Consider the following 12,787-nt stretch of genomic DNA (forward strand, 5'->3'; position numbering starts at 1 on the left):
CTATTTGCAGCCTTTATAAAAAGCCGAAAAGCAGGAAGTCTTTTCGGCTTTTCCATTTGTCTGGAAATCAAATAATTATTTGGAATTACAGTGTAACCATGTAGGAACCTGCTTTACTTCATTTTTTGAATCTTACAACAGCCAAATACACCCTACAAAATCTCAATATAACCTTTCGTGCCATTTACGCGGATCATTTGGCCGTCTTTGATTTGGCTGGTTGCGCCGTCTACGCCTACAACTGCCGGGAGGCCATATTCGCGTGCAATGACGGCGCCGTGTGTCATCAAGCCGCCGACTTCTGTCACTAAACCTTTAACCGAAACGAATAAAGGGGTAAAGCTTGGGTCGGTGAATGTTGTTACAAGAATGTCTCCTGGTGCGAGTGCCGCGTCTTCCATTTTCGTAATGATTCGGGCCCGACCTTCTACAACACCTCTTGAAACGGCAAGTCCGGGAATGGCGCCGTCAGGTAAGTTGTCCATTTTATATTCACCTGTTACCACTTCGCCTTCTGAGGTCATCACCCTAGGCGGCGTAAGCGTTTGATACCAGTCGTATGCCAATTTTCTTTCTCGGATGATTTCATCGCCTAATATCTTAGTTTCAAAAACTTTTTTTAGCTCGGAAAGCGTCACATAATAAATATCATCCGCTTGGCTGATAATTCCTTCTGTGACGAGTTTTCTTGCTTCATTTAGCAAGGCTTGTTTGTAAACAAAATAATGCGTGACCATGACGTATTTTGGATATTCACGAAACCCACTAAACGTGCGTAGTGTCGCAATGACTTTTTTTGTTTCCACAACTTTTTCTGCGCCATTTGGCTTTTTAGCGAGGCGTTCTAAAAGTGACTTTTTCTTATTTAAAACTTCTTTTAAGCCATTTTCATATTTTTCTTGGCGCGCACCTTTTTCAAAATTTTTCAAGTTACTCAAAATCATTGGGATAAGGATCTCGGGTTCCTCGCTCCACCTAAGTTTCGTTAAATCAATTTCCCCAACGCAGCGCATACCATACACTTGTAGATAGTCTAATAAGGCGGCGCGCACTTCTTCTCCCCCTTTAAACCGAGGAAGCTCTTCTAAGAAATTTTTAGTGCTCACTTGTTCTAAAAAGGTGATGATTTCAGGGTACGGGCGAATGACATCGGCTACATCAAGAAGTGCGAGCCCCATTTCTGATGTGATGTTGTCTGGAAGCGATTGCGACAGCACGTCAGCCACATTTTCCTCACCCAGCCACTCATTCATTTTGTCATTTAACCAGGCGGCTGAATCCATTGCGGCCATAATGGCAGCCATTGTTTCTTTTTGCGCTAAGAAACCTTTCACTTTGGCAATGTCCGCTTGAATAAAGTCAATTAAGTCTGCACCAGAATACTTATTTATTTCAGTTTTCAGTTTGGAAAGTGCGTTTTCGCTTGCGTTCACTAATTTCACTACGGTTTCTGGATCTAATTCGCTCGTTTTTGGGACTGCAGCAAGTTTTTTCTGCTTATTTTCATCTATTTTAGTTTCATCGAATTCATCGTTTATTTCAACAAAATTATCACGTTTCAAAATGGTTTGGAGTGCATCTTTTGTTAGCGGTTCGGAACTGAATGATTCTAAAATCGCATACCTGCTTTCTGGAGCAAGGAGTCTTGGCAACACGTCAACAAATAAACGGCCACCTGCTTGGAAGCGCTCGCCAAATGACGTTTCCACATAGACGGACATGCCAAGTGGCAAAAGGGAATCGGTCATCATTTGCTGGTGCCCAACTGACAAATAAATTCGCTTCGTCTCATCTGGATTTTTCGGAAGCGGAAACAGCGTTGTAATTCGGCGACTTTGTACGATGAAAAATTGGTCATCAAATCGGCACCATTCTATGTCTACTGGATAGTCGAAATGCTGTTCAATTTGCTTACCGAGTTCTGTGAGCTCAGCAATTTGTGTTTCCGTTAATACTGGTCTATCCTGCTCGCGCTTACTAAGCGCTACTTTTCGAACTCCTTTTTCCTCCTGAGTAAAAAAAGCTACCTCTTTTTGCGCGACCAGCTGAGAGGTAACTTTGCCCTGCTTGATGCGGTAAACGTCCGCCTGAACTTGCCCAGAAACAAGTCCTTCTCCCAAACCGTAACTTGCATCGATTGTCGCGACCGAGCGATTACCGGAAAGTGGATCTGCTGTGAAAAGTACTCCCGCGGCCTCTGCTGGCACAAGTTTTTGAATGACGACAGCGAGTTCCACGTGTTGCGAAAACCCGTTCTGCATGCGGTAGCTAATCGCTCTTTCATTATACAGTGAAGCCCAGCACTTACGAACATGTTCTAAAATGGCCGCTTCTCCGGTGATATTTAAAAATGTATCTTGTTGGCCTGCAAATGAAGTGCCTGGCAAGTCTTCTGCTGTGGCGCTTGAACGCACGGCGAAGGCCGTGTCTCCCTCATAGGAATGAAGTTGCGCTATAATTTCATTTGCCACTTCATTTGGGATGGCTTGATTTAACATGAGGTTTCGGAGCTCTTGGCCAGTTTCGCGAATGGCATTTTGTTGCCCGATTTCAAGGCTAGCCAATTGGTTTAGTGTTTGTTCTATTTCGCTTGAAGTTGTCATCATTTTTTTGAAAGCTTCTGTTGAGATGCAAAATCCTTCTGGGACGCGTACACCTTGTATACGACAAAGCTCACCTAGATTCGCTGCTTTTCCTCCAACAAGAGCTATATCTTTTTGACTAACCTCTTTAAGATTATAAACAAATGGGCGCATTTGATTTCCTCCTCGTTTTCGAAGTAGACTTATTATAGCAAGCAAAATTCTTAATAAACAGTCTATAATTCGCATTTTTTATCTGTTATAATTAAACTAGAGATACAGAATTCTTTCATGGTTTGCCCTAAAACGGGGAAAAATAAACCATGATTTTATTTTTTAGGAGGTTTTTTTATGGATGATAATGTTTTTGAACTTATGGCGGAAAAATATGATTCACCTGATCGTGAGGCGCTTGCTACTATTATTGCTACACGGATTCGTGCGGAACTTAAGGATTCAAAAAGTCACACTATACTTGATTACGGGAGTGGAACGGGGCTTGTTGGCTTGGCGCTTTCAGATTTAGCAAAAAAAATGGTACTCGTCGATTCTGCTGAAAAGATGGTACAAATTATTCAATCAAAAATTACGCAAAAAGGAATTTCAAATGCGCAAGCTGAGGTTTTTGACTTAACAGATAATGCTTTTCCAGAAAAAGTTGATGTTATCTTGGTTTCATTAGTTTTGCTACATATTCCTGATACAAAGCTGATTTTAAAACGCTTTTATGAAACTTTAAATGATGGTGGAAAATTAATTATTGTTGACTTTGATAAAAATGAAGCAGTTTACCACCCGAAAGTTCATAATGGTTTTAGAAGCGATGAACTTCAAGTTTTATTACAAGAAGCTGGTTTTTCATCTAGCGAAATCACTATTTTCCACCACGGCGAAAAAGTTTTCATGAAACAAGATGCCGACCTTTTTATTGCTGTTAGTATGAAATAAGGAGCGTTCACGATGGAATTATGGGATGCATATGACAAAAACAAGCAACTTCTAAATGTTACTCTCGAGAGAGGTAAAACTATTCCATATGGTTTTTTTCATTTTGCACCCAAATTTTCAGTTGCTCAAAAAGCAATTATTCACCGGAAATTTTATCTTTCGTGGCTGGGCTAAGCTACCTCTCCAAACGTGCAAGGAACATCGTTAAAAAGACGGCTATTCCTACCATAGCTGCACCAAAAATGGACGTTAAGTTTATCCCGAAATAATCCGTCACAAACCCGCCAATAAATGCTCCAGCTGCAATTCCAATATTGAAGGCGGAAATATTAAGGGCGGATGCCATGCTTACCGCATTTGGCGTATAGTTTTCGGCTAATTTAACCACGTAAAACTGTAGTCCAGGGACATTCATGAATGCGAAAATCCCCATTAAAAAGACCGTAATTAAACCAAACAGAGCGTTTTTCCCTGTAAAAAAAAGAAGTAGTAAAGTGATGGCTTGAAGTAGAAACATGAAAAACAGTGCTCGTAATGTATTTTGGTTGGCCAAATGTCCGCCTAGTGTGTTGCCAAACGCGACCATAAGTCCATAAATAATTAAGATGATGACGACCGCTTGCGCTGAATAGCCCATGCTTTGTTCGAGTAGCGGTGACATGTAGGTGTAGACGACAAAAGTTCCGCCGTATCCAAAAGCTGTGATCAGTAAAATGAGTAGGATGCGTGTGTTTCGAAGCACTTGTCCGATACTTTGAAAACTTATTTTCCCGCCCTTTTCTAGCTCATTTGGTACTAAAAAATAATTGCTAATGAGTGCGATGATACCAATTATCACGATAAAGAAAAATGACATCCGCCAATTGCTAATTTGTCCGATAAAAGTTCCAAGTGGCACGCCCGTCACAGTCGCGACTGTCAAGCCAGTAAACATAATTGAAATGGCGCTAGCTCGCTTATCTGGACTCACTACGCTTGCCGCGATAACTGCCGCGATGGACATAAAGACACCGTGTGCAAAAGCTGAAACAACACGACCAATGAGTAAAATAGTGAACGTAGGTGCCGTCATCGCAATTAAATTGCCGACAATGAACGTCATCATGACAAGTAATAGCAATGTCTTTCGGTTCATGCTAGCCGTTAATGTTGTAAAAACGGGCGCCCCAATCATTACACCTAACGCATAAATAGATACCGTTAAGCCCGCCGTGCTAATCCCCACATTCATATCACTCGAAATAAGTGGGAGCAAGCCCACGCTAATGAATTCTGTCGACCCAATTCCAAAAGCGCTAATTGCTAGTGCTAGTAAAGTAAACGCTGAATTTGATTTTGTTTGAATTTGTTCCATTGTTTTCCCCTCTCGTCTTGACCAATTGTTTAACATGTTATACAGTATCTTATATGCCGCATAAAATAACAAGAAGGTACTTTTAAGTTATATACGCACCTTTTTGTTCCTATAGGAGGGGAAATGATGACGAAAGTGTATAATATCGGTGTTGAAGCCACGCTCGAAGTTATTGGTGGCAAGTGGAAAACTGTGATTCTATGTCATTTACGCGAAGGCAAAAAACGCACTGGCGAACTTAGGCGGCTCATTCCAAACATCACGCAAAAAATGCTCACGCAACAATTACGTGAACTAGAAGATTCTGGGGTCATCATTCGGAAAGTTTATGAACAAATTCCACCAAAAGTAGAATATTACTTGAGTGACTATGGTCATTCTTTGTCGACTATTTTAAACCAATTATGCCTTTGGGGTGAAAATCATGTAGATAAACTTCTGGAGCGAAATGATGATGTTATCTTACTGAAACGCGACGGAGAATAAAAAAGCTGGAATTCAGACGAATTCCAGCTTTTCTTATATTTTCTTCACGAATTCTGATTTTAATTTCATGGCACCAAAGCCATCAATTTTACAGTCAATGTTGTGGTCGCCTTCGACTAATCGAATGTTTTTAACTTTCGTCCCGATTTTCAAAGCAGAAGAGCTTCCTTTTACTTTTAAATCTTTAATGACTGAAACCGTGTCACCATCTGTTAGCAGGTTCCCGTTTGCATCGCGCACAACGAGCTCTGTGTCAGCCGTAGCTGTCGCCTCCGCGCTCCACTCATGACCACATTCTGGACAAATAAAAAGTCCACGGTCCTCGTAAGTGTACTCTGATTTACATTCTGGGCAATTTGGCAAATTTGACATTTTAAACACATTCCTCCATTCATTTCTTCTATTATAGCTCAAATACTCACAATTTCACAGCGCTTTTTCATTTTCTGCTTAACAAATCGCTGTTAACCCGATATAATAAAATTAGTGTTTTTAACGTAAATATGGAAAGAGAGTGTTCTTATGGGCCGTAAATGGGCAAATATTAAGGAAAAAAAAGCTTCAAAAGATACAAATAACAGTCGAATTTATGCAAAATTTGGGATTGAAATATATGTCGCTGCAAAACAAGGCGAACCAGATCCGCATGCCAACCAAAAGCTGCGTTTCGTTATTGAACGCGCGAAAACTTACAACGTACCAAAACATATTATTGACCGCGCTATCGAGAAGGCAAAAGGGACAGGCGATGAAACTTACTCCGAACTTAGATACGAAGGTTTTGGACCAAACGGATCCATGGTCATCGTGGATGCACTCACTAATAACGTCAACCGTACCGCGTCTGATGTTCGCGCCGCATACAACAAGAACGGCGGAAACATGGGTGTGAGCGGTGCAGTTGCCTACATGTTCGATAACACAGCCGTTTTCGGCGTAGCAAATAAAGATGCCGAAGAACTACTTGAACTTTTAATGGAACAAGACGTCGACGTGCGCGATATTATTGATGAAGATGGTCAAGCCATTATTTACGCTGAACCAACTGAATTCCACAACGTCCAAGAAGCACTTAAAGCTTCTGGCATCGAAGAATTTACTGTTGCCGAAATTGAAATGCTTCCCCAAAGTGAAGTCACCCTAGAAGGCGATGATTTAGAGAAATTTGAAAAACTAATTGATGCGCTTGAAGATTTAGAAGACGTACAAAAAGTTTATCATAATGTGGATTTGTAAAAGTTAAGGTATCAATAAACAAGCATAGAGCCATAATACTCCATTTTTCATGGGATATTAAGGTTTTATGTTTTTCTATTTTTATTTCCGAGACAAAAATTAATTTATTATTTTCTCAGCATCAGTCATTAATTTTTTTACATCTATTATTTTATTATTACTATTACTTCTTAGAATTTCTGCGGAACTCGCAATGGTCAAAGTGCTGAGAAAATCCAAAATATCACTAACTAAATTTAGGAAAATAAATTCTATGAAAAACATAATTTACTTCTTGCTTGCTCTTTTATTAACAGTAGCCCTAGCATCCTCCTCAGCTTTTATATATTTATATTTCGAAAAAGATTTTTCAACTCTGTTTTTGATTAGTATTATTATTAGCAACATTGTATTACTATTTTTAGGAGCATTACTCATAATTAAGCTACTAAAAACCCGTCATTTCTTTAGCGCTCTAATCGCATGTCTAGTAGTGGTATTTAGTATAGGTTTTGCCCTAAAAATCTCTAATTGGGATGGGAGCATCGTTACAGGTTTTTATAATATTGCAGGTAAAGAAAAAGTAAATGATCAATATTATTTAGAACTTTACTACTTAGATTTAGACACATATTTAAAATTTCGAGTAGATGAAAAAGAGTATAACTCTGTTGATGTGAGTGATAGAAAAGGCTATTTGTTAGCTTTTAAATATATAAAAATCAACGGGAACATTTTTTCAAACTTAGACCATATAACTACGCAATCAACTGACATTTCTAGTGAAGAAGATATATAACATAAAAACCATTCCTTATAAAGCTTTAGCAACTATGATAAAAGTAGTGAACAATCTAAAAATATAACAAATTAATTTTATTGGAGATTCTAATTTATGAAGAAAAAGATAACTTATTTTGCTGTCATTTTACTATTTATTTGTAGTATTTCAATCGCCTCCTTGTATACATTCTTGTACTTTGAGAACGATTTTTATGGCTGGTTCCTAGCTGTAATAATACTGTCAGATGTTGTCCTGCTATTTTTAGGCTTGAATATTTTTATTAATCTCGCTAAGGGGCATCGTCTATTTAGCGGGTTAATAATAATGGGGATTGCAATACTAGGAATTTATTTTTCTATGAATACTTCTATTTTAAGTAACGGGATGTCGTCTACTGGTTTTTGGAACATTATTGATAAACAAGCAAAAGATGATACATATCATATTGTTATTTATAACGGAGACATTGATAAAAATATAGAGTTTGAAACATCTAAAAGAAACTATCAGGCAGTTAAAGTGAGTACTAAAGAAGGCTATTTAATGGATTTTAAGTATATAGAATTAGGCGATAAACTATTTTCCAATCTAGCCCATATAGATACTACCCCTGCTGAATATACGCTTGATGAAGAAATTGATTAACAAAATAAATACTAAGACTAGTAGGGGAACCTGTGCACGTGGTTCTGTCTACTAATCTTAGTATATTTTTTTATTCAAATAGCTCTACTACCTCTTCTTTATGTCTTGATAAGGAGTAGAAGCCCACACCTCACTTTATCCCTTTGAGTTTCTCAAGCGTCAAGTCCGTATCGCACAATATCTCTAAGTTTCGCGCCAACTTGTCGTTCGGGAAGTCCCACCAGGCGAGTTCTTTTAAACAAAGTGTTATCTCTTTAGAAAAGCGGTCTTTTATTTTCCGTGCGGGATTCCCGCCGTAGATTTCATACGCCCCCACGTTTTTAGTGACCACCGAATTCGCTGCGATGATGGCTCCGTCGCCAATTTGAACGCCTGGCATTACCGTCACATTTTGCCCAATCCAGACATCATTTCCAACAACAGTATCACCTTTATATGGCAAATCCGTTAATTTTGGCGTCACCTTCTCAAAGCCGCCGCCCATAATGTTGAACGGATATGTTGTGGCAGAAGCCATCCGATGATTCGCCCCGTTCATAATAAACGTAATACCTTTTGCAATCGCACAGAATTTCCCGATTATCAATTTATCCCCGAGAAAATCATATAAATGTTCCACATGCGCCTCAAAATTTTCTGGCCCGTCTGGATCGTCATAATATGTATAATCCCCCACAATAATAGACGGATTCGTCACACAGTTTTTAATAAACGCAACCGAGCGAATGTCAGGATTTGGATAAAGCTCATTTGGGTTTGGTCCAATCATTTCTCTCTCCTCCTCACAAAATTTATCCTCTTTATTATACCATTTTTAACATCTCAAAAATCAACCGCCTAGCTTCCTCGGACTCTGGGATTTCGAAAAGCGGATAAATGTGGGGAAGCTCGCCTGCCTCGTAATATGTCACATTTGGAAGTCCCTTTTCAAAAAAAAGATGGGTGTCAGGGTTTGTGATGTCGCGCGTGCTTGAGAGAATTAAAATTTCAGGGATGCCTGAAAAATCGCCAAAGAACGGGCTCACTAGGCTGTCCGTGTAGTCTCGGCCGTTCGCGTACCACGTGCGAATCTCTTTTAGCGCCGTCGTCCCGACCACATTATCGCGCTGCTCCACCTCAAAAATGGCCGGATTATCCAGGCAAAAATTCATGAACGGGGAGATTCCAACCACTTTTTTGGGTAAAGCTAGGTTTTCTAGCTTCAAAAACTGGACAAATGACAGCGCGATGGCTCCGCCTGCCGAATCTCCTACGAGCGACACATCTCCCGGATATTTCAAATAGACTTCCTTCAAAAAGCGCATCACATCGTCAACATGGTAATCAGGCGCGAGCGGATAATTTGGTACCACTAACCTAGCACCTGTTTCAAGTGCAATTTGTTCGATGAATTCGTAATGCATGGACGTTATCGGCAAAATGAAGCCGCCGCCAGCTAAATAGATAATGGTTTGTTCCGTTTTAGTTTCTGGCGTGATTTCAAAATAGGAATGTGCGCCAATTTCATGTTTGGACACATTAAAACGTTTAGCAAGTTTTGTCGGTACGGCCGGCTGTTTTTGCTTTTTCGCAATCGCTTTTTTTAACTGCTCGCCTTCCAAATTCCAAATTTTCTTCACATTAGCGACTTTCGTTGCCAGTTCAATCACGCGTAACATCATGCTTTTTTTCATATTTCGTCCTTCTTTCTACTACTTCGCAAGCCATTATATCACAAAATGTCACCCTCCTAGTGACAAAAATTTGCTGTTTTCAAAATACCATTCCTCTTATAATAAAACTAGGATCCCAAACGATAGAAATTGGAGTGATTGTGATGCCCATTATGGCGGAAAATGGAATTGATTTACAGTTGGAAGGAAAAACGAAAAACGAAATTTTAGGAAAAATTGCCGAGGTCGCGCATCAAACGGGCAAAGTAAGCGATACGAAATTGTTTTTTGAAGATTTATGTAAGCGTGAACAAGAGTCGACCACTGGATTTGGCGGTGGCGTTGCGATTCCCCACGCCAAGTCAGACGCCGTGAATGAAGTTGGTATCTTATTTTTTAGAAGCACAGAACAAATTGAATGGCAGGCACTGGACGGTGCGCCAGTATTTTGTTTTATTTGCTTGATGGTACCTGCAAATGGCGGCGAGGAACATTTAAAACTGCTTTCAAAGCTTAGCCGCAAATTGGTTGACCCTGATTTTGTAAGCGCATTAAAAACGGGTGAAGAGCATCAAATTTTAAGTCTCATTCGTTCAGTAATTTCTTAAAAAAGGAGAGGTTTAGGTTGAAAATTGTAGCTATCACGAATTGTCCTGCTGGCATCGCCCACACGTATATGGTCGCTGAGGCGCTGGAGCGAAAAGCGGTGTCGCTTGGGCATACGATTAAAGTGGAAACGCAAGGTGCGAGCGGGGTCGAAAACCACTTGACGCCGGCGGAAATTAAAGCGGCGGATTACGTCATTTTGGCGTTAGGACGCACGATTAGCGAAGAAGACTATTTCCGTTTTGCTGGGAAAAAAGTAGTTGAAATTAAGGTTTCTGAAGCGCTTAAACAAATTGAAACGCTTTTTGATGATTTGGGCGCCAAAGCAACGACATTTGGCAGCGATCAAGCGGTTAAGATGGGCAAACAGGAAACGCCATCTGGTTCTGTTATGGGTCATCTGATGGCTGGTGTTTCAGCAGCACTTCCGTTTGTTATTGGCGGTGGTTTACTTGTTGCAATTGCTAATATGCTCGTGCAATTTGGCATGCCGTATACTGATATGACAAACGGCGATCCGTCATTCACTTGGATTGTTGAGTCCATTGGTTATCTTGGCTTTAAATTTATGATTCCAATTATGGGCGCTTATATTGCGAGTTCAATTGGCGATAAGCCGGCATTTGCGCCTGCTTTCTTGGTAACTTATTTGGCGAATGATAACACGATGCTCGGCACACAATCAGGCGCTGGTTTCCTTGGTGCCGTTGTCCTCGGACTTGGCGTTGGTTATTTTGTGAAATACTTCCGTAAAGTGAAACTAGGCAAGGCACTTCAGCCGCTCCTAGGTTCGATGATTATCCCTTTTGTCACGTTATTTGTTTTTGGAATTTTAACCTACTACGTTCTTGGGCCTTTGATGGGTGGTATGATGGACGGCATGCTTCATTTCTTGAACACGATTCCGTCATCGATGAAATTTGCCGCGGCCTTCCTTGTTGGCGCTATGCTTGCCTTTGATATGGGCGGTCCGATTAATAAAACAGCCTGGTTCTTCTGCTTCGCTCTTCTGGATAAAGGGATTTACGATTGGTACGCAATTGTTGGTGTTGTGGCACTTATGCCACCAATGGCCGCTGGTATCGCTACATTTATTGCCCCGCGCCTGTTTACAAAACAAGAAAAAGGCGCTGCCATCAGCTCGATAATTGTTGGGGCTACCGTTGCAACAGAACCAGCAATTCCTTATGCGCTTGCCGCGCCGCTGCCGATGATTACGGCGAACACAATTAGTGGCGGAATTGCTGGCGTTCTAACGATTATGTTTGGTGTTGAACGTTTAGCACCAGGAATTGGAATTTTCGACCCGCTAATTGGACTGATGTCTCCTTGGTATTGGTTCTATCTGGCGCTATTCATTGGGCTCGCGCTAAATATTTTCTTGATTATTACGTTAAAATCGATTTGGTTAAAACGGAAAGAGGCGAAATTAAAAAATGAAGAAAGACTTACTGAAACGACTGGTGAAGGCATCTAGCGTAAGCGGCGACGAAGAAGAAGTGCGACAAATTTTAAAGGAAGAACTAGGAAGTGTGGCCGATGAAATTAGTTACGATGGTTTAGGCAGCTTTATTGCGCGAAAAGGTTCTAGCGGCCCTAAAATTGCGGTCGTTGCGCACATGGATGAAGTTGGCTTTATCGTGAAACATATTACAGCAGATGGTTTCATTTATTTTGACACGGTTGGTTCGTTTTGGAGTCAAAGCTTACTCAATCACCGCGTTGAAATTCGTACGGAAGACGGGGCAAAGGTTTTAGGGATTATCGGGTCGGTTGCCCCGCATGCATTATCTGAAAGCGAGAAACAAAAACCTGCTGCTATTTCTGAAATGTTTATTGATATTGGCGCAGATTCTTATGAAGCCGTTCTAAAAAGAGGGGTTAACATCGGGGATTTTGTGACACCAGAAGCGAATTTTGCTGCTCTTTCAGACGATAAAATTCTCGGAAAAGCGCTCGATAATCGGGCGGGCTGCGCGCTCATGGTGGAAATTTTCAAGGCATTTGATAATGCGAATGCGACGCTTTACGGCGTGGCGACGGTGCAAGAAGAAGTCGGCCTGCGCGGGGCACAAACTTCGGTTCAAAAAATCGAGCCTGACATCGCCATTATTTTAGACACGCTCGTCGCAGGTGACACGCCGAACATCAACCCGATTCATTTCCCGCTAAAACTAGGCGGCGGTGCTGGCATTCCGCTTTTCGATAAACGCTACTTGGCACACAAAAAACTGACAAAGGCTTTTAAAATGTTAGCAGGAAAACTGGATATTCCTTTGCAATTTTGCACACTGAAAACGGGCGCAACTGATGGCGGGCGCTACAACGTGATGGCTTCCGGGCGCCCGGTCATTGCCTTCACATTGCCAACTCGTTATTTACACGCAAATTCAAGTATGATTTCCTGCTGCGATTACAATGCGACCAAGCAACTCGTTTCTTCCTTTGTAAACACATATAGCACGTCAGTCCATACGGAAATTAGTCAGTTTTAATACAAAAACAAGGAAGCTTA

14 protein-coding genes are annotated in these 12,787 nt (G+C 40.8%); 9 read left to right on the top strand and 5 right to left on the bottom strand.

Annotated elements, in window-relative coordinates; all coding sequences use genetic code 11:
* Positions 1–152: 152 nt before the first annotated feature.
* Positions 153–2,756 (bottom strand): rifamycin-inactivating phosphotransferase, encoded by a 2,604-nt coding sequence (gene rph / locus CFS60_RS11570; RefSeq protein WP_088839275.1) that lies wholly within the window; start codon positions 2,754–2,756, stop codon positions 153–155.
* A 177-nt stretch (positions 2,757–2,933) separates the two neighbouring features.
* Here rph and CFS60_RS11575 point away from each other — a divergent pair, with 177 nt between their 5' ends.
* Together CFS60_RS11575 and CFS60_RS13865 are read left to right on the top strand one after the other, a co-directional pair.
* Positions 2,934–3,530, top strand: coding sequence for a class I SAM-dependent methyltransferase (locus CFS60_RS11575; RefSeq protein ID WP_088839276.1), 597 nt, complete (start codon positions 2,934–2,936; stop codon positions 3,528–3,530).
* 12 nt (positions 3,531–3,542) lie between these two features.
* Positions 3,543–3,704: a hypothetical protein gene (locus CFS60_RS13865; RefSeq protein ID WP_159458307.1), complete on the top strand. Its 162-nt coding sequence runs from the start codon at positions 3,543–3,545 to the stop codon at positions 3,702–3,704.
* A gap of 1 nt (position 3,705) precedes the next feature.
* Here the strand turns inward: CFS60_RS13865 and CFS60_RS11580 are convergent, their stop codons facing one another.
* Positions 3,706–4,884: an MFS transporter gene (locus CFS60_RS11580; RefSeq protein WP_088839277.1), complete on the bottom strand. Its 1,179-nt coding sequence runs from the start codon at positions 4,882–4,884 to the stop codon at positions 3,706–3,708.
* Positions 4,885–5,010: 126 nt separating this feature from the next.
* Between CFS60_RS11580 and CFS60_RS11585 the strand changes: the two genes are divergently transcribed.
* Positions 5,011–5,370 (top strand): helix-turn-helix domain-containing protein, encoded by a 360-nt coding sequence (locus CFS60_RS11585; protein WP_088839278.1) that lies wholly within the window; start codon positions 5,011–5,013, stop codon positions 5,368–5,370.
* A gap of 33 nt (positions 5,371–5,403) precedes the next feature.
* On the opposite strand, the gene CFS60_RS11590 is transcribed toward CFS60_RS11585, so the two are convergent.
* A complete protein-coding gene (locus CFS60_RS11590; RefSeq protein WP_088810397.1) occupies positions 5,404–5,742 on the bottom strand; it encodes a zinc ribbon domain-containing protein YjdM in 339 nt (112 codons plus the stop codon).
* A gap of 150 nt (positions 5,743–5,892) precedes the next feature.
* Here CFS60_RS11590 and CFS60_RS11595 point away from each other — a divergent pair, with 150 nt between their 5' ends.
* The 3 genes from CFS60_RS11595 to CFS60_RS11605 all read left to right on the top strand — a co-directional run bounded on the left by CFS60_RS11595 (position 5,893) and on the right by CFS60_RS11605 (position 8,014).
* Positions 5,893–6,606, top strand: coding sequence for a YebC/PmpR family DNA-binding transcriptional regulator (locus CFS60_RS11595; protein WP_088810398.1), 714 nt, complete (start codon positions 5,893–5,895; stop codon positions 6,604–6,606).
* A gap of 253 nt (positions 6,607–6,859) precedes the next feature.
* Entirely contained in the window at positions 6,860–7,384 is a 525-nt protein-coding gene (locus CFS60_RS11600; RefSeq protein ID WP_088810399.1) for a hypothetical protein, read from the top strand.
* 96 nt (positions 7,385–7,480) lie between these two features.
* A complete protein-coding gene (locus CFS60_RS11605) occupies positions 7,481–8,014 on the top strand; it encodes a hypothetical protein (RefSeq protein ID WP_088810400.1) in 534 nt (177 codons plus the stop codon).
* Between the two features lie 130 nt (positions 8,015–8,144).
* Here CFS60_RS11605 and CFS60_RS11610 read toward each other — a convergent pair whose 3' ends face one another.
* Both CFS60_RS11610 and CFS60_RS11615 read right to left on the bottom strand, forming a co-directional pair.
* Positions 8,145–8,783 (bottom strand): Vat family streptogramin A O-acetyltransferase, encoded by a 639-nt coding sequence (locus CFS60_RS11610; RefSeq protein ID WP_088810401.1) that lies wholly within the window; start codon positions 8,781–8,783, stop codon positions 8,145–8,147.
* A 34-nt stretch (positions 8,784–8,817) separates the two neighbouring features.
* Positions 8,818–9,687 carry an alpha/beta hydrolase fold domain-containing protein gene (locus CFS60_RS11615; protein WP_088816041.1) on the bottom strand — a complete coding sequence of 290 codons (870 nt, stop codon included), beginning with the start codon at positions 9,685–9,687 and terminating at the stop codon, positions 8,818–8,820.
* A gap of 143 nt (positions 9,688–9,830) precedes the next feature.
* Between CFS60_RS11615 and CFS60_RS11620 the strand changes: the two genes are divergently transcribed.
* From CFS60_RS11620 to CFS60_RS11630, 3 genes are read left to right on the top strand one after another with little or no spacing between them, the layout of a single operon-like run.
* Positions 9,831–10,274: a PTS fructose transporter subunit IIA gene (locus CFS60_RS11620; RefSeq protein ID WP_088810403.1), complete on the top strand. Its 444-nt coding sequence runs from the start codon at positions 9,831–9,833 to the stop codon at positions 10,272–10,274.
* A 17-nt stretch (positions 10,275–10,291) separates the two neighbouring features.
* Entirely contained in the window at positions 10,292–11,749 is a 1,458-nt protein-coding gene (locus CFS60_RS11625) for a PTS fructose-like transporter subunit IIBC (protein WP_088839279.1), read from the top strand.
* On the top strand, positions 11,709–12,767 hold the full coding sequence (locus tag CFS60_RS11630; RefSeq protein WP_088810405.1) for an endo-1,4-beta-glucanase: 1,059 nt from the start codon (positions 11,709–11,711) through the stop codon (positions 12,765–12,767). The genes CFS60_RS11625 and CFS60_RS11630 overlap by 41 nt, the downstream gene beginning before the upstream one ends.
* The last annotated feature ends 20 nt before the right edge of the window (positions 12,768–12,787 follow it).

This window comes from Listeria sp. ILCC792 (assembly GCF_900186135.1).
Taxonomy (GTDB): domain Bacteria; phylum Bacillota; class Bacilli; order Lactobacillales; family Listeriaceae; genus Listeria; species Listeria goaensis.